The sequence below is a fragment of the Arthrobacter sp. SAFR-044 genome (assembly GCF_051965175.1).
Lineage (GTDB): Bacteria > Actinomycetota > Actinomycetes > Actinomycetales > Micrococcaceae > Arthrobacter.
In genome coordinates this window covers 264,662-282,744 of record NZ_JBQCMK010000003.1, presented here as the reverse complement: position 1 = coordinate 282,744, position 18,083 = coordinate 264,662, and the positions used below count along the sequence as shown (strand labels likewise).

Here is an 18,083-nt window from a genome sequence, read left to right as displayed (position 1 = left end):
CACGCCGCCGGATAACCGGAGCTGCACAAAGAGGCCTTCGCCGCACCAGCGGCGGGGGCCTCTTTGCCGCCCTTCGACATAGCGCTGCGGACCGTCGCAACAAAGCAGGAAACCCTTGACATCCCATGTGAGCTGAGACACTCTGTTGCATATAGTGATGCGCGTTGCTCATAGCGAAGCAAATTCCATCACCCGGTCAGGCGGATTCCAGCACCAACCAGGAGAACCAAAAATCATGAGCGCATCACCCCGCGTCGTCATCATCGGAGCCGGCATCGTCGGCACCAACCTCGCCGACGAGCTGGCAAGCCGCGGCTGGAACGACATCACCGTCGTCGAACAAGGACCGCTGGAGCTCGCCGGCGGCTCCACGTCGCACGCACCGGGCCTGGTGTTCCAGAACAATCCGTCCAGGACCATGACGGAGTTCGCCACGTACACCGTCAACAAGCTCCTCGCCCTGGGCAAGGACGGCCAATCCTGCTTTAACCAGGTGGGCGGCCTGGAGCTGGCAACCACTCCCGAACGCCTGGCCGACCTCAAGCGCAAGATGGGCCTGATGACCTCCTGGGGTGTCGAAAGCCGGATCATCGACGCCGACGAATGCGAAAAGATCTACCCGCTGCTGAACACCGGCAAGCTCACCGGCGGCCGCGAGGTCCTGGGCGGCCTGCTCATCCCCACCGACGGACTCGCGCTGGCGGCCCGTGCGGTACAGCTGCTGATCGAGCGCACGCGCGAACAAGGCGTCACCTACCGCGGCTCCACGACCGTCACCGGCATCGCCCAGGAGGGCGGCAAGGTCACCGGCGTCGAAACCTCCTCCGGCGTGATCCCCGCCGACATCGTGGTGTCCTGCGCAGGATTCTGGGGCCGTGAGCTCGGCCGGATGGTGGGCCTGGAAGTGCCTCTGCTGCCACTGGCCCACCAATACGCGATCACCACGCCCCTCGCCGAACTCGAGGGCGCCAACGAGCTTCCCAACGGCGCCGGCAAGCCCATCCTGCGCTACCAGGACAAGGACCTGTACTACCGCGAATGGGGCAACCGCATCGGCATCGGCAGCTACGCCCACCGCCCGATGCCCGTGGACATGTCCGCACTGCCGAAGGTCGCTGCCGAGGAGATGTCGGACCACCGCATGCCCTCCCGCCTGGACTTCACCCTTGAAGACTTCGTGCCCGCGTGGGAGGACAGCCGGGACCTGCTGCCGGCACTGCGCAGCACTGAGATCCAGGACGGTTTCAACGGCATCTTCTCCTTCACCCCGGACGGCGGCCCGCTCATGGGCGAGGCACCGGACCTCGAGGGCTTCTTCGTGGCCGAGGCCGTCTGGGTCACGCACTCGGCCGGCGTTGCCAAGGCCATGGCAGAGCTGATCATCGACGGCCAGCCGCAGACTGACCTGCACGGCTGCGAGCTGACCCGTTTCGAGAAGGTGCAGACCTCCGACGCGTACGTCAGCGAGACCTCGCAGCAGAACTTCGTGGAGATCTACGATGTGATGCACCCGCTGCAGCCCCGCGAATCGCCACGGGACCTGCGCGTCAGCCCGTTCAACGTCCGCCAGAAGGAGCTCGGGGCGTTCTTCCTGGAGTCCGCCGCCTGGGAGCGCCCGCACTGGTTCGAAGCCAACCGCGGACTCCTGGCCGAACTCCCGGAAGAATGGCGGGCCCCGGAGCGCGAAGAGTGGGCCGCCATGTTCCACTCCCCCATTTCCGCCGCCGAGGCGTGGAAGACGCGTACCGCCGTCGGACTTTTCGACATGACGCCGCTGAAGCGGCTCTCCGTCACCGGCCCCGGTGCCCAGGCACTGCTGCACCGGCTCAGCACGGGCAACATCACCAAGAAGCCGGGGGCCGTGACGTACTGCCTGCTGCTGGAGCACGACGGCGGCATCCGCAGCGACGTGACCGTGGCCAGGCTCGCGGAGGAAGAGTTCCAGCTGGGCGTGAACAGCAACGTGGACTTCGATTACCTCCGGGTGGAGGCCCGCCGGCAGTCAGCAGCCGATCCCGCCCAGTGGGCGCACGTGACCGACATCACCGGCAGCACCTGCTGCATCGGCCTGTGGGGCCCGCTGGCCCGCGAGGTCATCGGCAAGGTCAGCACGGATGACCTGAGCAACGACGGCCTGAAGTACTTCCGGACCAAGGAGATCTCGGTGGGCGGCATCCCTGTAACGGCGATGCGGCTCTCCTACGTAGGCGAACTCGGCTGGGAGCTCTACACCACCGCCGAGTACGGGCTGAAGCTCTGGGACCTGCTGTTCGAGGCCGGCCGGGAGCACGGCATCATCGCTGCCGGACGCGGCGCCTTCAACAGCATGCGCCTGGAGAAGGGCTACCGGCTGTGGGGCACGGACATGACCACCGAGCACCACCCGTACCAGGCCGGCCTGGGCTTCTCCGTGGCCAAGGACAAGACCGGGTTCGTGGGCGCCGAGGCACTTGCCGGACTCAAGGAACAGCCGGCGGCCAAGACGCTGCGCTGCCTGACGGTCGACGACGGCACGTCAGTGGTGCTGGGCAAGGAACCGGTGTACGTGGCCGGCGAAGCCGTTGGGTACGTCACCAGTGCGGCCTACGGCTTCACCGTCCGCAAGCCCATCGCCTACGCCTGGCTGCCCTCGTCGGTTTCCGAAGGGGACTCTGTGGAGATCGAGTACTTCGGCCGACGCGTGGCGGCCACCGTGTCCGCTGAGCCGCTGGTGGACCCGGGCATGGAACGCCTCCGCGGCTGATCTGCCCCAGCCACACCAGGTGGTTGGGCCTGCTTGAGACCGGCAGGCCCAACCACCTTTTTGTTGCCCGCGAACAGCGGGCACTGCGGCAACGAAAAAGGAACCAGTCCCAAGGTTGATCCTTGGGACTGGTTCCCATTCTCTTAAGAAACCGGGCTCCGGATATCAGTTGTTGAGGTAGCCGTTCGGGTCCAGGACATACTTCGTGGCAGCCCCGGCGTCGAACTCCGCGTACCCGCGCGGGGCATCGTCGAGCGAAATGGCCGTGGCGTTGACCGCCTTGGCGATCTGGATCCTGTCATGCAAAATCGCCATCATCAGCTGCCGGTTGTACTTCATCACCGGGCACTGGCCCGTGGTGAAGGACAGGGACTTGGCCCACCCGGTGCCCAGGGACAGGGAAAGGCTCCCCTTCCGGGCGGCCTCGTCCGCAGCTCCCGGGTCGCCCGTGACGTAGAGGCCGGGAATGCCCACGGAGCCGCCGGCGGTGGTGAGGTCCATCAGCGAGTTAAGCACCGTGGCCGGTGCTTCCTGGGCGCCGTGGCCGTGTCCGCGGGCCTCGAAACCGACCGCGTCGATGCCGGAGTCGACTTCCCGGACGCCGAGGATCTGCTCGATCTGGTCGGCGGGGTCGCCGTTGGCCACATTGACGGTTTCACAGCCAAAGGACCGGGCCCGTGCCAGGCGGTCCTCGTTCAGGTCGCCCACGATGACCACCGCGGCTCCCAGCAGCTGGGCGCTGGCGGCCGCGGCAAGGCCCACGGGACCGGCTCCGGCAACGTACACGGTGGACCCGACGCCGACGCCTGCCGTAACAGCGCCATGGAAGCCGGTGGGCAGGATGTCGGAGAGCATGGTCAGGTCCATGATCTTCTCCAGTGCCTGGTCCCGGTCGGGGAACCGCAGCAGGTTCCAGTCCGCGTAGGGAACCAGCACGTACTCCGCCTGGCCGCCCACCCAGCCGCCCATATCGACATAGCCGTAGGCTGAGCCGGGACGGTCAGGGTTCACGTTCAGGCAGATCCCCGTCTTGCGCTCTTTGCAGTTCCGGCAACGCCCGCACGAGATGTTAAAGGGGACCGAGACGATGTCCCCGACCTTGATGAACTCGACATCGGGCCCGGTCTCGATGACTTCGCCAGTGATCTCGTGCCCCAGAACCAATCCGGCGGGGGCGGTGGTCCGGCCGCGGACCATGTGCTGGTCGGACCCGCAGATGTTGGTGCTCACGGTGCGCAGGATGACGCCATGGGGAACCTTCCGGCCAATATTGGCGGGATTGACGCCGGGTCCGGCCTTCAGTTCAAATGTGGGATACGGGGTGTCGATGACCTCGACGACTCCGGGCTCTTTGTAGGCAACAGCTTTGTTTCCTGACATGGGCATGGCTCCTATCGTTGGCGTGCGATTGCCACGGAAGGCCTGACGCTAATGCCTCAGGCCTTCCGTGTGGTGTTACTTTTCACTTGCGGTGAATCTTTGGGGGTGCGCTCGGCTCCCGCCGTTCCAGGGGCCTACGCGTCGATCACCATGTCGGTGCGCGCGGTAGAGCAGCAGGGAAGGAACTTGCCCGCATCGATTTCCCGTTTGCGGATTCCGCCCTGGTGGTTCATGTCGATCTCCCCGGACAGCTTGACCACCTTGCAGGAGCCGCACATGCCCTCCTTGCAGTTGGCGCCGATCCGGACACCCGCGCGCTGGGCCACCTCAAGGATGTGCTCCTCGGGGTCGATCCGCACATTGATCCCGGTGCGCATGAAGGACAGGGTGAGGCTGCCGGTTCCCACGGTGTCGAAGCTTGAGGCATCAGGGGTCTGCGCCTCCGGGGCCGCAGCCGGGGTGCCGGCGGCGGCTTCCGGGGTGGCGGCTTCCAGGGCCAGTCCCGTGGCCTGCAGGGTTCCATCCTCGTCGTAGCCGGGCTCGTAGATCCCGAACGCTGCCGGCTGGCCTTCGAAGTAGTCCTCAGCGGACTCCGCGATTTCCTCCGCGATCTCCTCGGCGATGTCCGCCGCCAGGGCGAGCTCGGCCTGATATTCGAGGAGGGTCTGCCGGTCGCCGGAGAAGAACTCCATGTAGATGGACGTGTCGTCGACGCCCACGTTTCTGAGCAGCTCAGTGGCGGTGTTCAGGTACCCCTCCGGTCCGCAGGCGTACACCTGCCGGCCGTTGGCGTCGGGCGCCACCTCATCGATCATGGCCGCCGTCAGCCGTCCGCTGAAGCCTTCCCAGTCCTCGGGCCTGCCGCGGTCACCCAGGGCGTAGAAGACCTTGACCCGCGAGTCCACGGAAGCGATGTAAGCCAGCTCCCGGTGGAAAGCAAAGCCGCCGGCCTCCGCACCGTGGTAAAGCACCACCACGTCGGCGGTTCCCGGCAGGGAGTGGATGGTCCGCAGCATCGACATGATGGGGGTGATGCCGGCGCCGGCGGCCAGGAACAGGTACCGGGCGCGCCGGTCGGCATCAGGCAGGTGGAACGCCCCAACCGGTCCCAGCATGTCCAGGACGGTGCCGGGCCTGACATTCTGGTGTACCCAGGGTGAAACCAGTCCGCCGGCATCGCGCTTGACGGTGACGCTGAAGGTCCACGGTTCCGTGGGTGAACTGGACAGCGAGTAGCTGCGGTCCACCGGTTCCTGGTCCTCGCCGTTCACCGGGAAGGCGATGTTCACGTACTGGCCTGGGCGGAACGCCAGCGGTGCACCGTCGGAGCGGCGGAACACGAAGGTCATCATGCCGCCCGCTTCGGGAACGGTCTCGACGCATTCGGCCATGAACTCCTGCGGATGCCACGGGCCCAGGGCCTTGGCCGCGCTGGCCGGTCCTTCGATGCTGCCCATCACCCGGTTCCACGGCATTTCAAGGCCGCGGATGCGCTGTGGTTCCTGGACGGGCGTCTCGGTGAGGACCTCAATCATGCCAAGTGCTCCTGCACGCGCTGGACGTACCAGTTGATGAAGGCCTCCACCTGGTATTCGCTCTTCATGTACGGGCCGGGTTCGTAGGCGGGGCTGGCAGCGCCCTGCTGGCACAGCTCAACAAATGCCTTGTCCTGGATGTTGGTCTGCTTCCAGGTGTAGGTGAGCTTGTCGAGGTCGTAGTCGACGCCTTCCTCGGCGTCGTCGGCCACCAGCCACGTGGTGCGGACCAGGGACTGGTGCTCGTTGATGGGGAAAACGCCGAACGTGATGACGTGGTCGCCCAGGAAGTGGAACCAGCTGTTGGGCTGCAGGTGCATGGAGCAGCGGCCCAGGCGGAAGTCCCGCAGGTCCCCGAGCAGCTTCTTGGAAAGCCTGCGGCCGTCGGCCGAGAACGATTCGCCTTCTCCGTCAAGGGATTCCCGTGAAATGCGGATACCGGCAATGCGGGTGTCGAGTTCCTCCACCACCTCGTAGGGGAGGCCGTAGCGGCGGCAACGCTCCTCAAGCGAGGACTGGGCTTCCTTGTTGCGGTCCCAGACCTCTTCGAGGTGGGTCGGGATCAGGCCTTCCGTCAGGCCCCAGGTGGGGAAGAGGGAGCAGGCGAGTTCCGGGTGCCCGTCGCAGTGGTAGCACTCACGGTTGTTCTCCATGACGAGCTTCCAGTTGCCCTCTTCGATGATGTTCTGCTGGTAGGCAATCTTCGTCTTGGACAGGTCGTGGGGCGCGAGGTAGGGCTCGAAGATCTTGGCGGTCTCGTCGAAGTCTGCGGGCGGAACGTCTGCGATGCAGACGAAGATGAGCCCGGCAACCTCGCGGCTGTGGGCGCGCTTGAGGGCAAAGCAGTTCTTGTCGAACTTGGCCTCGCCGGGGGCGGAGGCGTGGATCAGGTTGCCCTCGGGTGAGTAGGTCCAGGAGTGGTAGCCGCAGACCAGGTTCCCGGTGGAACCGGCAGCTTCGGTCAGGACACGTGCACCGCGGTGGCGGCAGACGTTGTGCAGGACGTTGACCTCGCCCTCATCGGTGCGCAGCACGATCAGGGAGTAGGGGCCGTAGTCCACCGTGATGTAGTCGCCCGGCTCCGGAAGCTCGGCAACGCTGCCGGCAAAGATCCAGTGCTGGCCGAAGATGGCCTCCATGTCGAGCTTGAAGATTGTCGGGTCGGTGTAGAAGGGGGCGTCGAGGGAGTAGCCGGTGCGCCGCAGGGCGAACAGCTCCGTAATTTCAGCCAGCTGCTCGGCAGGCAGTGTTGAGGCGAGCTTTCCGCGTGCGCTGAGCGGCGCGTTCACTGAGGTAGTCATGTGTTTTCCTCCCGATAGGGCTGGATATTGAGCGAATTGAGGTGATTACGGAGCAGGTGGGGCAACAGGGGGTGTCCAAGACGCTCTGTTCATGAATGTGGGGAGGTCCATCAGCAACAGAAGCGATGACTCCAGTGGAAGACTGGAAGCATTCAACGCAACAGCGATCACCATATGCAACAGTGTGACGCCTGCCACGCCCACTGTCAATCAATTTCGGATGTGACGAAAAAGCGTCGCATCAGCGGCGCCCCACCCCACAACAACCGCCAGCCACCAACATCAGAACGGCGGCACACCGGGCTACCGGTGTGCCGCCGTCGCGGGCTTTGCTATGGATGTAATCGCGCGGCTAAGCCAGCGTCCCTGCCAGCTCCCCTGCAGACGCCTGGGCCGCCGCTGCAGAGCCCTGGTGCGGCTCGAAGCGGACGAACATGGCCTTGAAGCCCGGGGTGTTGGACACGCGGGCCACGTTTTCCTTGTGGACCAGGGCGTTGGCCTCCGGGAAGTACGCCGCGGCGCAACCCTTCGCGGTGGGGTACGCCACCAGGCGGAACTTATCCGCCCTGCGGTCCACGCCCTGGAACGTGCTCACCACGTCCACGAGTTCCCGGTCCTGGAAACCCGATTCAGCGAGGTCCTCGGGGTGGATCAGGATCACGCGGCGGCCATCGGAGATGCCACGGTAGCGGTCGTCCAGGCCGTAGAACGTGGTGTTGTACTGGTCATGGCTGCGGATGGTCTGCAGGACCAGGTGGCCCGGCGGCGGCGTCAGGTATTCCAGCGGGCTGACGGTGAACCGGCCCCGTCCGATGTCGGTGGCAAAGGACCGGGTGTCCCGCGGCGGGTTGGGCAGCACGAACCCGTTCCTGGTCCGGACCCGGGCGTTGAAGTCCTCGAAGCCTGGCAGGACGCGGGCAATGTGGTCGCGGATCACGTCGTAGTCCTCGGCCATGCCGCGCCAGTCCACAGGATGGTCCGGTCCGAAGGTCGCCTCCGCCATCCGCGCCACGATCACGGGCTCGGCGAGCAGGTGCTCGGAGACGGGGGTGAGGCGGCCCTGGGTGGAGTGGACCACGGACATCGAGTCCTCCACGGACAGGAACTGCGCGCCCTTGGGATGCTTGTCGTCCTTGTCCGTTCGGCCCAGCGTGGGCAGGATCAGCGAGGTGCGGCCGTGCACGATGTGCGAGCGGTTGGGCTTGGTGGAGATGTGCACCGTCAGCCCGATCCGCTGCATCCCGGCTTCAAGGGCTTCGGTGTCCGAGCAGGCAAGCGAGAAGTTGCCGCCCATCGAGACGAACACGTCCACCTCGTCGCGTTCGAAGGCCTCCATCGACTCGACGGCATCGTGGCCGTGGTGCCGCGGGGATGAGATGCCGAACTCGGAATCGAGTGCCGTGAGGAGCCATTCCTTCGGCTTTTCCCAGATGCCCATGGTCCGGTCGCCCTGCACGTTGGAATGCCCGCGGACCGGGCAGGCACCGGCACCTGGCTTGCCGAAGTTGCCCTGCAGCAGCAGGACGTTGACCATTTCCTTGATGGTGTCCACCGAGTGCGGTTGCTGCGTCACGCCCAGCGCCCAGCAAAAGATGGAGGCCTTGGACGCCACCAGCACCCCTGCCACCTTCTCGATCTGCGCGCGGGAGAGTCCCGTGGCCTTCTCGGTTTCGTCCCAGTCAAGCTGCGCACGGGCGTCGCGGTAGGCAGCGAACCCGTCGGTCTGCGCGGCGATGAAGGAATGGTCGACGACGGTTCCGGGGTTCTGCTCCTCGGCCTCCAGGAGCAGGTGGCCCAGTGCCTGGAACAGCGCCAGGTCACCGCCCACCTTGATCTGCAGGTATTCGTCGGCGAGCGGGGTACCGCCGCCTACCACGCCCGAGATGGTCTGGGGGTCCTTGAAGTTGAACAGGCCGGCCTCGGGCAGCGGGTTCACGGCCACTACCTTGCCGCCCTTGTCCTTGCATTCCTTCAGCGCCGACAGCATGCGGGGGTGGTTTGTGCCGGGGTTCTGGCCGACGACAAAGATCAGTTCGGCGTCGTGGATGTCATCCAGGGACACGGTGCCCTTGCCGATGCCGATGGTCGGATTCAGGGCCGATCCGGAGGACTCATGGCACATGTTGGAGCAGTCCGGCAGGTTGTTGGTGCCCAGCGACCGGGCGAACAGCTGGTACAGGAACGCGGTCTCGTTCGCGGTGCGGCCGGACGTATAGAAGACGCTGCGGTCCGGGGTCGTCGCCCGGAGGTGCTCACCGATCAGCTCGAACGCGTCATTCCAGGAGATCGGCGAGTAGTGGGTGTCACCCTCCCGGATCACCATCGGTTCGCTGAGCCGGCCCTGGTTCCCCAGCCAATACTCGGTCTTCCCTGAGAGCTCGGCAATGGAGTGCTTCGCCCAGAACTCCGCGCCCACGGTCCGCAGGGTGTTCTCCTCGGCCACGGCCTTGGCACCGTTCTCGCAGAACTCGGCAGCTTTGCGCTTCTTGTCCGATTCCGGCCAGGCGCAGCCCGGGCAATCGAACCCGCCTCGCTGGTTCAGCCGGAGCAGTGACTGTGCCGTGCGGGTGACGCCTGCCTGTGCCACCGCGCGCTCCAGGGCCACCATGACGGCCTTGACCCCGGCGGCCTCAGTCTTGGGCTTATGGACCTCGAGGTTGTCCTCGTTGATGTCCTCGACGGGGGCAGGCTGCTTGCCGAACTTCATTGTTCCAACTTCCTCGCCGGCACCCGGGAACTCCCTTGCCGGCAGCTATTGTTCACTTGCACTGGAGGCGCGCCGGACGTTCCCGGCGCGCCTCCACGGGCACTCTCTGCTGGTTTCCCTGCCGGCTACTGCGGAACCTTGGCCAGCGTTTCCTGCTCGGCGGCGATGGTGGTGTTGTCGCCGTGGCCGGTGCGGATCACGGTGTTGGCCGGCAGCGCCAGCAGCCGCTCGCGGATGGACTTCAGGATGGTGGGGTAGTCGCTGTAGGACCGGCCGGTGGCGCCCGGCCCACCGTTGAACAGCGTGTCCCCGGTGAAGACCGTCCCCTCGCTCTCCAGGTAGAAGCAGGTCGACCCCGGGGAGTGCCCCGGCGTGTGGATGGCCCGCAGGGTTGCCCCGCCCACCTCGAACACGTCCCCGTCGGAGTGGTACCGGTCAGGTTTGACGTCAGGATAGACCTGCTCCCACAGCACCAGGTCCTCCTGGTTCAGCAGGACCGGGGCGCCCAGGGCGTCAGCAACCTCCCGCGCGGCACCGATGTGGTCATTGTGCGCGTGGGTGAGCAGGATGGCCTTGACCTTCCGGCTGCGGACCTGGTTGAGGATCGCGGCGGCGTCATGCGGCGCATCGATGATGATGCATTCCTCGTCGTTGCCCACGATCCAGACGTTGTTGTCCACGTCCCAGGTGCCGCCGTCGAGCGAAAACGTGCCCGAGGTGACCAGGTTCTCGATGGTGACACTCATGCCGACGCCTGAGCGGGCTGGATCTCGACGACCGAGCGCAGGACCTTGCCCTCGTGCATCTTGCCGAAAGCTTCCTCCACCTGGTCGATGCTGATCCGCTCGGACACGAAGGCGTCCAGGTCCAGGTTGCCCCGCTTGTAGTGCGAGACGAGCATGGGGAAGTCACGGGACGGCAGGCAGTCGCCGTACCAGGAGGACTTCAGCGACCCGCCGCGGCCAAAGACATCCAGCAGCGGCAGTTCCAGCGTCATCTCCGGCGTCGGCACGCCCACCAGGACCACCCGGCCGGCGAGATCGCGGGCGTAGAAGGCCTGCCGGTACGTTTCTGGACGGCCGACGGCGTCAATCACCACGTCCGCGCCGTGGCCTCCGGTGAGGGCCCGGATGGCTTCCACCGCGTCCTCCTGCTTGGAATTCACGCCATGGGTGGCACCGAGGGACTTGGCCATCTCAATCTTGTTGTCGTCGATGTCAACGGCGATGATCGTCGTCGCACCGGCCAGCTTCGCCCCGGCGATCGCCGCGATGCCAACACCGCCGCAGCCGATCACTGCCACGGACTCGCCGCGCTTGACCTCGCCGGTGTTGATCGCCGCGCCGATGCCGGCCATGATGCCGCAGCCCAGCAGCCCCACCGCGGCCGCATCAACCTCGGGATCAACCTTGGTGCACTGCCCCGCGGCCACCAGGGTCTTCTCCGCGAAGGCACCGATGCCCAGGGCGGGAGAAAGGACCGTGCCGTCCTCAAGGGTCATCTTCTGCGTGGCATTGTGGGTGTTGAAGCAGTACTGCGGCTGGCCCTTGGCACACGCCCGGCACTCGCCGCAGACCGCACGCCAGTTCAGGATCACCCGGTCCCCCGGCGCCACGGAAGTCACGTCCGGACCAACTGCGGAGACCACGCCGGTGGCCTCATGGCCCAGCAGGTACGGGAAGTCATCGCCGATGCCGCCCTGCTTGTAGTGCAGGTCCGTATGGCACACACCGCAGGTCATGATGTCCACCAACGCCTCGCCCGGGCCCGGATCCGGCACCAGGATCGTCTCGAGCGACACCGGAGCGTTCTTCTCCCGCACAACGACAGCTTGAACTTTATGGGCCATGGTTCTGTGTTCCTTTCCTGGACCCGGCCGGATCCGGTGAGTCGGCACCAAGTGCCAATCTAGCTGACATGCCGCGTTCGGGGACCAGATCGTGCCCTACGATGAAGGCGCGTTGAATTGCCTATTACACAACAGAGCGCGCAGAGTGCTTACTGGAAATATGACAGCGGCCACACTTCATGTCAATAGATATATCAGTTGCAGGGGGCGTGGCTATCACAGGCTGGCCGTACCCTGCCGTCATTTTCCAGGGCCCCGAGGCCCCTGCTTCCCGTCGCGCGCACGACAAGTCCTGGCAGTAGGCTGGATGGCATGGCTTTTGAACAAACCCCTGCCGAGCAGCGCGAAGTGACCGTCCGCCGCGCTCCGAAGTATGTTCCCTTTTTGATTGTGGGGGCACTGGCAGGCATTATTGCCGCCGCAGTGGTGGCTTACGCCCTCCCTGGCGATGCCACGTTCGATCCCGGCGCTGTCTTCGGATTCTTCATGGTGATGTTCGCGGCTGCGGGCGCCCTCCTGGGCGCCCTCCTGGCGCTTGTCCTGGACCGCCGCAGCGTAAGGCGGCAGGAACGGGCAGTCGTGGAGGCCGTCCCGGAATCGGAACCGGATACCGATACCGATCCCCAGCCCTAGCCGGGTCACAAACTGAAGCGGGGGAAAGTCATACCCCATATCGTGCGATAATCGATCAGTGGCACGCGGCGATGGCAAACTTTCCCATGATCTTCTTCCCGGCGAAAAAGGACCCCAGGATGCCTGTGGCGTCTTCGGTGTTTGGGCACCCGGTGAAGAAGTAGCAAAACTTACCTATTACGGGCTGTATGCACTGCAGCACCGCGGTCAGGAGTCGGCTGGCATAGCCACCAGCGACGGCAAGCGGATCAACGTCTACAAGGACATGGGCCTCGTATCCCAGGTCTTCGACGAGACCACGCTGAACACCCTGACCGGGCACCTGGCCGTGGGCCACTGCCGCTACTCCACCACCGGCGCCAGCCACTGGGCCAACGCGCAGCCCACCCTCGGCGCCACCTCCACCGGCACGGTGGCCCTGGCGCACAACGGCAACCTGACCAACACCGCTGAACTCAACGCCATGATCACCGAGCGCAACGGCGGGCAGCTCACCGGCGAAATGAAACAGGGCAACACTTCAGACACGGCCCTGGTCACCGCCCTGCTGGAGGGCGAGCCCGGCAAGAGCCTCGAAGAGACCGCCACCGAACTCCTGCCCAAGATCAAGGGCGGCTTCTGCTTCGTCTTCATGGACGAAGGAACCCTCTACGCAGCCCGCGACACCTTCGGCATCCGCCCGCTGGTCCTGGGCCGGCTGGAGCGCGGCTGGGTTGTTGCCTCCGAACAGTCCGCACTGGCCACCGTCGGTGCCAGCTTCATCCGCGAGATCGAACCGGGCGAGTTCATCGCCATCGACGAGGACGGCGTGCGGTCCAAGAAGTTCGCGGACCCGACGCCGGCAGGTTGCGTTTTCGAGTACGTCTATCTTGCACGCCCGGACGCCGCCATCGCTGGCCGCTCCGTCTACGAGTCCCGCGTGGAGATGGGCCGGCAGTTGGCCCGGGAAAACACGCAGCAGGCGGACATCGTCATCCCCGTCCCTGAATCCGGCACCCCCGCAGCAGTTGGCTATGCAGAGGAATCCGGCATTCCCTTCGCCCATGGCTTCGTCAAGAACTCCTACGTGGGCCGTACCTTCATCCAGCCCTCGCAGACGCTTCGCCAGCTGGGTATCCGGCTCAAGCTCAACGCCTTGGAGTCCGTGATCCGCGGCAAGCGCGTTGTGGTGGTGGATGACTCGATCGTCCGCGGCAACACCCAGCGCGCCATCGTCCGGATGCTCCGCGAAGCCGGTGCCGCGTCCGTTCACGTCAAGATCTCCTCCCCGCCCGTCCAGTGGCCCTGCTTCTACGGCATCGACTTCGCCTCCCGCGCCGAGCTGATCGCCAACGGCGCCACCATTGAGGAGATCTCGCAGGCCATCGGCGCCGACTCGCTGGCCTACATCTCGGAAGACGGCATGATCGAAGCCACCCGGCAGCCGCGCGAACGCCTCTGCACCGCCTGCTTCACGGGCAAATACCCCATCAAGCTGCCCGACGCAGACAAGCTGGGCAAGAACCTGCTGGAGCGTACCGACCTGGGCGGCCTGAAGCCCTCCCCTTCGGCCCTTCCCGGCGAAACGGCCGCCCTGGCAGTCGACGCCACCGAGGACCCGGCGGAGAAGGCCGGTGCCACCGGCTGCGACCCGGGCCCGGACTCCGAATTCGAGAACCTGCTGACCGAAGCCGACCTCGTGCCCGACGTACACGCCGCCACCGGCGCCGACAAGAAGGACTCCGTATGACTTCCGCCAACACCGCCGCAGACAACTCCGGCATCACCTACGCCTCCGCAGGCGTGAACGTTGAAGCCGGGGACCGCGCCGTCGAGCTCATGAAGGATGCCGTCAAGGCAACCCACAACTCGTCGGTGATCGGCGGGGTGGGCGGCTTCGCCGGCCTCTACGACGTCTCCAAACTGCTGACCTATAAGAAGCCGCTGCTCGCCACCTCCACGGACGGTGTCGGCACCAAGGTAGCCATCGCCCAGGCCATGGACATCCACGACACCATCGGGTTCGACCTGGTGGGCATGGTGGTGGACGACATCGTGGTGGTAGGCGCCGAGCCGCTGTACATGACCGACTACATCGCCTGCGGCAAGGTGGTTCCCGAGCGCATCGCCGGGATCGTCCGCGGCATCGCCGCAGCCTGCTCCGTGGCCGGCACTGCCCTGGTGGGTGGCGAGACCGCCGAGCACCCGGGCCTGCTGGGCGAGCACGAATACGACGTGGCCGGCGCAGCCACCGGCGTCGTGGAAGCCGATGCACTGCTGGGCCCGGACCGCGTCCGCGCCGGCGACGTCGTGATCGGCATGGCCTCCTCCGGCCTGCATTCCAACGGCTACTCCCTGGTCCGCCGCGTGATCAACCACGCCGGCTGGGCCCTGGACCGCCAGGTCTCCGAACTCGGCCGCACCCTGGGCGAAGAGCTGCTCGAACCCACGCGCGTCTACGCCGCCGACTGCCTGGACCTGGCCCGCACCTTCCCGGTCAGCGCCGGCGCGGCCGTCCACGGCTTCAGCCACGTCACCGGCGGCGGCCTTGCCGCCAACCTGGCCCGCGTCCTGCCGCAGGGCCTGGTGGCCACAGTCGACCGCGCCACCTGGGAGCTGCCCGCCATCTTCAAGCTGGTGTCCGAGCTCGGCAACGTTCCGCTGGCCGACCTGGAGCGCACCCTGAACCTTGGCGTGGGCATGGTGGCCATCGTGTCCGCCGAAGCCGCGGATGCCGCCGTCGCGCGCCTGAACGAACGCGGTCTGCCGTCCTGGATCATGGGCACGGTCACCGCGGATTCGGACTCCATCCTCAAGTCCGGCCCGGACTACGTCCAGGGCGCCAAGGGCGTGGACGGTGGAGCTGTCCGCCTGGTCAACTCCTACGCCTAAGCCTCCCATCGAGTGCTGGGTACTTGTCGTTTTCACGCCCGGGAACGACAAGTACCCAGCACTCGATGCATTTAATCAACCTGGATGAGGTTGAGGACGCCGCCCTGCGGGTCCTCGATGGTGGCCAGTGAACCATCGCCCGGATGCTCGTCCGGCTCAACGAGGACCCGGCCCCCTGCGGCCTGGGCCTCCGCTGCCGCCACGGCAACATCTGCCACCCCGTAGTAGATCTGCCAGTCCGCTTCGTCGACCTCATCGGCAGGGATGATCCCCGCCACCTCGTTGCCGTCGATGAGCAGCGTACTGTAGCTGCCGCCGTCATCCTGGGGATACTCGGTGACCTCATGCCCGAAAAGCTGCTGGAAGAAGCCGACGGCAGCCTGGGGCTCGGGCGTGAAGAGTTCCGCCCAGGCCAGCGCGCCAGGCTCGTTGAAGAGTTGGCTGCCGTAGTGGCTTCCTGCCTGCCAGATTCCCGTGGTCCCGCCACCGGGAGGAGTCAGGAAGCCCAGCACGCCGGTATCGCCCACCTTCTCCGGCCCGAACTGGGCGGTACCTCCTGCGTGGCCAGCCTCCTCAAGCAGGCGGGCAGCGTCTGCGGCGGCGAAGTAGACGTTCCACTTTGCGGACGTGCCAGCCTGCAGTTGCAAGGGGCTTTGCGGTGCAATGGTGGCCACCAGTTGCCCGCGGACAAAGGCCTGCGCGTAACTGCGGCCGTCCGGGGTGGGAAAGTCCTGGAAGGTCCAGCCGAAGAGCCGCCCGTAGAAGTCCTTGGCTGCCGCAACATCGGGGGTCTGCAGATCCGCCCAGCAGGGCTCGCCCTGACGGTATCCCTCAACTAATGCCATGGAGGCAACGCTACACGGACCCCTTGAGCAGCAAAGGGGCAAGAGGCACAATAACCCCCACACGGTTGAAAACGGGAGAACACATGGCCGGCACCATAGACATTGATGGACACCCGACGTGGGTGGAGGACCGCGGCGGCAGTGGCCCTCCACTGCTCCTGCTGCACGGCGGCCTCAGCAACAGTGATGCCCTTCTTGGCACAATTGGCACCGGACTCGCGGAACACTACCGACTCCTCGCCTTCGACCGCCGCGGCCATGGATACACCGCCGACACTGACGCTGACTTCCATTACGACGATATGGCGCGGGAGACAATCAGCGTCCTTGAGAAGGTGGCCGCCGGCCGCGCCCATCTCGTCGGCTGGAGCGACGGCGGCATCATTGCCCTCCTCGTAGCGCTGGCGAGGCCGGACCTGGTGGCAAAAATGGTGGTCATCGGCACCAACTACCACGTGGACGGCATCCAGCCGGTGGACATGGACCCGGACTCGCCTGTGTTACAGGAGCTTGGCCGGGCCTACGCCGAGCGGTCCCCTGACGGACCCGGGCATTTTGAGGCAGTAGTCCGGAAAGGCATGCAACTGATCAGCACCGAGCCTTCGCTCACTCCCTCCCAGATCTCCCGGATCCAGCAGCCGGTACTGGTGGCGGTAGGGGACGACGACGTTGTGACCCTGGCGCATACCGTCTCCTTGTATGAGGCACTGCCCAATGGGCAGCTGACGGTGATTCCCGGGGCGTCCCATGGCCTGCCGCTGGAGCAACCGGCCACGCTCACCAGCCTTATGCTTCCATTCCTGGCTGCGGACGGCCCACCACGGACCTTCATGCCTGTCAGGCGCCGCACGCGTTAGGCAGGAACCACGAAAAGGCCCGTTGGGGGACATACCCAAAACAGGCGTGTTCCCAACGGACCCCTTGACTGCGGTCAGCACCGTTAGCGCTGCAGAAAAAGCAGCGAGGCGAAGATTATTGAAACTGACGCGCAAACTGCCTAAAGGGGCAGTTTGCTGTCGGCGACAACTAGCCGATGCGACGGTTGTCTACCTCGTCGTCATCGTCATCCAAATCATCCGCGTACTTATCCACATAAGCCGAATAGTCCGGTTCAACCGGCTCATTCGAGTAACGGCTCGTCGAACGACTGCCCGGACCCGTCAGCTCACGCTGAAGTGCCGAGTAGTCAGTGTTCGGGGAGTAGTACTTAATGTCCCGAGCCTGCTTGGTAGCTTTTGCCTTTTGACGGCCGCGCCCCATGGCGTGACCCCCTTTTGTACTTGGACCGGAGGTGGTCACCTTGGCGATCGGTGAGGCCCCGGAATGTTTGGTCAATTTGTCGTACACCTAGATTACATGCTTTCGGCGGGCCCTGCTTGCCGCCTCATGGCCCGGGCGCCCTCGTGGGGTACCATCACGCACCTGCGCCCGCGGGATTCCGGGATTTTTCTTCGGTAGAGTCACTTAAGAACTGCCGATTTTGTATGGCCTTTGGCGAGCCGCGGTACCAAACCCAGGAGGATGCGCACCCGTGAACCACCAGGACATCCCGCCGAAACCAGCCTTGCCGCCGCGGACCGGAAGCCTGCCAATAGTCCAGGGCGGCGACGCCGGTTCAGCACCCGCTCCGGAGTCTGTGACCTGGTCCCAGCCGCGCCAGGATCCCGGGCCCGAAAAGCGGGCCAACAGGAGGCCGGCGTTCTGGAAGGCGTTCCTCATCGTCGTCATCCTCGCCGTGGCCGGCTCACTGGCGTGGCTCGCCGTGTGGCTGAACTCTGCTCCCGGCATCGATACAGCGAAAAGTGCAGCGCCGGGCGTGCTGCAGACCGCCGTCACTCCGCCGGCCACTCCCCAGCCGCTGCCCCGCGACGGGGTCGCGCCGGCAGCCTACGCGGTAGGTGACTGCTTCAAGGACTTCGACCCCCAGGCCCTGGCGTCCACGGTGGTGCCGTGCGACACGGGCCATTCCGCGCAGCTGGTAGCCACCCTCCACTACCCGGACAGCGCCAAGTATCCGGGGGCTGACCCGCTCAAGGCCAAAGCGCTGGAAGTTTGCCAGGCAGCGAAGCTCGGCCCGGCGGCCAAGCAGTTCCAGCTGAACTACCAGCGCAGCTTTCCCAGCAACACCAGCTGGGAGTCCGGGGACCGCAGGGTGGACTGCTACGTCAATGCCGACGGCGGCAACGTGATCAACGCGAGCGTGCTGCCCTGACGGCCAA

The 18,083-nt window shown here is 65.6% G+C and carries 14 protein-coding genes; 6 read left to right on the top strand and 8 right to left on the bottom strand.

The features are described 5' to 3' along the window. Positions 1-235: 235 nt before the first annotated feature. Positions 236-2,743, top strand: coding sequence for a GcvT family protein (locus tag ACTHQS_RS06360; protein WP_440167095.1), 2,508 nt, complete (start codon positions 236-238; stop codon positions 2,741-2,743). A gap of 165 nt (positions 2,744-2,908) precedes the next feature. On the opposite strand, the gene fdhA is transcribed toward ACTHQS_RS06360, so the two are convergent. The 6 genes from fdhA to ACTHQS_RS06330 all read right to left on the bottom strand — a co-directional run bounded on the left by fdhA (position 2,909) and on the right by ACTHQS_RS06330 (position 11,515). Next, complete coding sequence (gene fdhA / locus ACTHQS_RS06355; protein ID WP_440167093.1) at positions 2,909-4,123, bottom strand: formaldehyde dehydrogenase, glutathione-independent; 1,215 nt, start codon at positions 4,121-4,123, stop codon at positions 2,909-2,911. 134 nt (positions 4,124-4,257) lie between these two features. Continuing rightward, a complete protein-coding gene (locus ACTHQS_RS06350) occupies positions 4,258-5,658 on the bottom strand; it encodes a ferredoxin reductase (protein ID WP_440167092.1) in 1,401 nt (466 codons plus the stop codon). After that, positions 5,655-6,959, bottom strand: a complete 1,305-nt coding sequence (locus ACTHQS_RS06345) for an aromatic ring-hydroxylating oxygenase subunit alpha (protein ID WP_440167090.1) — start codon at positions 6,957-6,959, stop codon at positions 5,655-5,657. Before ACTHQS_RS06345 ends, ACTHQS_RS06350 begins: the two co-directional genes overlap by 4 nt. Before the next feature lie 352 nt (positions 6,960-7,311). Beyond that, positions 7,312-9,666, bottom strand: a complete 2,355-nt coding sequence (locus tag ACTHQS_RS06340) for an FdhF/YdeP family oxidoreductase (protein ID WP_440167088.1) — start codon at positions 9,664-9,666, stop codon at positions 7,312-7,314. 125 nt (positions 9,667-9,791) lie between these two features. Then, positions 9,792-10,412 (bottom strand): MBL fold metallo-hydrolase, encoded by a 621-nt coding sequence (locus tag ACTHQS_RS06335; protein WP_440167086.1) that lies wholly within the window; start codon positions 10,410-10,412, stop codon positions 9,792-9,794. Further along, positions 10,409-11,515: an S-(hydroxymethyl)mycothiol dehydrogenase gene (locus tag ACTHQS_RS06330; protein ID WP_440167084.1), complete on the bottom strand. Its 1,107-nt coding sequence runs from the start codon at positions 11,513-11,515 to the stop codon at positions 10,409-10,411. Before ACTHQS_RS06330 ends, ACTHQS_RS06335 begins: the two co-directional genes overlap by 4 nt. A 312-nt stretch (positions 11,516-11,827) precedes the next feature. On the opposite strand from ACTHQS_RS06330, the gene ACTHQS_RS06325 reads away from it, so the two are divergent. Genes ACTHQS_RS06325 through purM form a run of 3 tightly spaced genes read left to right on the top strand, consistent with a single transcriptional unit; the run spans position 11,828 to position 15,019 of the window. Further along, entirely contained in the window at positions 11,828-12,148 is a 321-nt protein-coding gene (locus ACTHQS_RS06325) for a hypothetical protein (protein ID WP_440167083.1), read from the top strand. Positions 12,149-12,206: 58 nt separating this feature from the next. After that, the gene (gene purF / locus ACTHQS_RS06320) at positions 12,207-13,877 is read left to right on the top strand and encodes an amidophosphoribosyltransferase (protein ID WP_440167081.1); all 1,671 of its coding nucleotides are present in this window, start codon (positions 12,207-12,209) and stop codon (positions 13,875-13,877) included. Beyond that, positions 13,874-15,019: a phosphoribosylformylglycinamidine cyclo-ligase gene (gene purM, locus ACTHQS_RS06315; protein ID WP_440167080.1), complete on the top strand. Its 1,146-nt coding sequence runs from the start codon at positions 13,874-13,876 to the stop codon at positions 15,017-15,019. The genes purF and purM overlap by 4 nt, the downstream gene beginning before the upstream one ends. A 71-nt stretch (positions 15,020-15,090) precedes the next feature. Here purM and ACTHQS_RS06310 read toward each other — a convergent pair whose 3' ends face one another. Beyond that, on the bottom strand, positions 15,091-15,864 hold the full coding sequence (locus ACTHQS_RS06310) for a VOC family protein (protein ID WP_440167078.1): 774 nt from the start codon (positions 15,862-15,864) through the stop codon (positions 15,091-15,093). An 83-nt stretch (positions 15,865-15,947) separates the two neighbouring features. Between ACTHQS_RS06310 and ACTHQS_RS06305 the strand changes: the two genes are divergently transcribed. Then, a complete protein-coding gene (locus ACTHQS_RS06305; protein WP_440167076.1) occupies positions 15,948-16,721 on the top strand; it encodes an alpha/beta fold hydrolase in 774 nt (257 codons plus the stop codon). Positions 16,722-16,890: 169 nt separating this feature from the next. On the opposite strand, the gene ACTHQS_RS06300 is transcribed toward ACTHQS_RS06305, so the two are convergent. Further along, positions 16,891-17,124: a DUF3073 domain-containing protein gene (locus tag ACTHQS_RS06300; protein ID WP_159635036.1), complete on the bottom strand. Its 234-nt coding sequence runs from the start codon at positions 17,122-17,124 to the stop codon at positions 16,891-16,893. 271 nt (positions 17,125-17,395) lie between these two features. On the opposite strand from ACTHQS_RS06300, the gene ACTHQS_RS06295 reads away from it, so the two are divergent. Further along, positions 17,396-18,076, top strand: a complete 681-nt coding sequence (locus ACTHQS_RS06295) for a septum formation family protein (RefSeq protein WP_440167075.1) — start codon at positions 17,396-17,398, stop codon at positions 18,074-18,076. Positions 18,077-18,083 lie beyond the last annotated feature (7 nt).

Bases quoted from the DNA above. Each gene is read 5' to 3' on its own strand.
- purM (WP_440167080.1), top strand. From the start codon at position 13,874: ATGACTTCCGCCAACACCGCCGCAGACAACTCCGGCATCACCTACGCC.
- ACTHQS_RS06325 (WP_440167083.1), top strand. From the start codon at position 11,828: ATGGCTTTTGAACAAACCCCTGCCGAGCAGCGCGAAGTGACCGTCCGC.
- ACTHQS_RS06300 (WP_159635036.1), bottom strand. From the start codon at position 17,124: ATGGGGCGCGGCCGTCAAAAGGCAAAAGCTACCAAGCAGGCTCGGGAC.
- ACTHQS_RS06305 (WP_440167076.1), top strand. From the start codon at position 15,948: ATGGCCGGCACCATAGACATTGATGGACACCCGACGTGGGTGGAGGAC.
- ACTHQS_RS06360 (WP_440167095.1), top strand. From the start codon at position 236: ATGAGCGCATCACCCCGCGTCGTCATCATCGGAGCCGGCATCGTCGGC.
- ACTHQS_RS06345 (WP_440167090.1), bottom strand. From the start codon at position 6,959: ATGACTACCTCAGTGAACGCGCCGCTCAGCGCACGCGGAAAGCTCGCC.
- ACTHQS_RS06330 (WP_440167084.1), bottom strand. From the start codon at position 11,515: ATGGCCCATAAAGTTCAAGCTGTCGTTGTGCGGGAGAAGAACGCTCCG.
- ACTHQS_RS06340 (WP_440167088.1), bottom strand. From the start codon at position 9,666: ATGAAGTTCGGCAAGCAGCCTGCCCCCGTCGAGGACATCAACGAGGAC.
- ACTHQS_RS06335 (WP_440167086.1), bottom strand. From the start codon at position 10,412: ATGAGTGTCACCATCGAGAACCTGGTCACCTCGGGCACGTTTTCGCTC.
- ACTHQS_RS06350 (WP_440167092.1), bottom strand. From the start codon at position 5,658: ATGATTGAGGTCCTCACCGAGACGCCCGTCCAGGAACCACAGCGCATC.
- ACTHQS_RS06310 (WP_440167078.1), bottom strand. From the start codon at position 15,864: ATGGCATTAGTTGAGGGATACCGTCAGGGCGAGCCCTGCTGGGCGGAT.
- fdhA (WP_440167093.1), bottom strand. From the start codon at position 4,123: ATGTCAGGAAACAAAGCTGTTGCCTACAAAGAGCCCGGAGTCGTCGAG.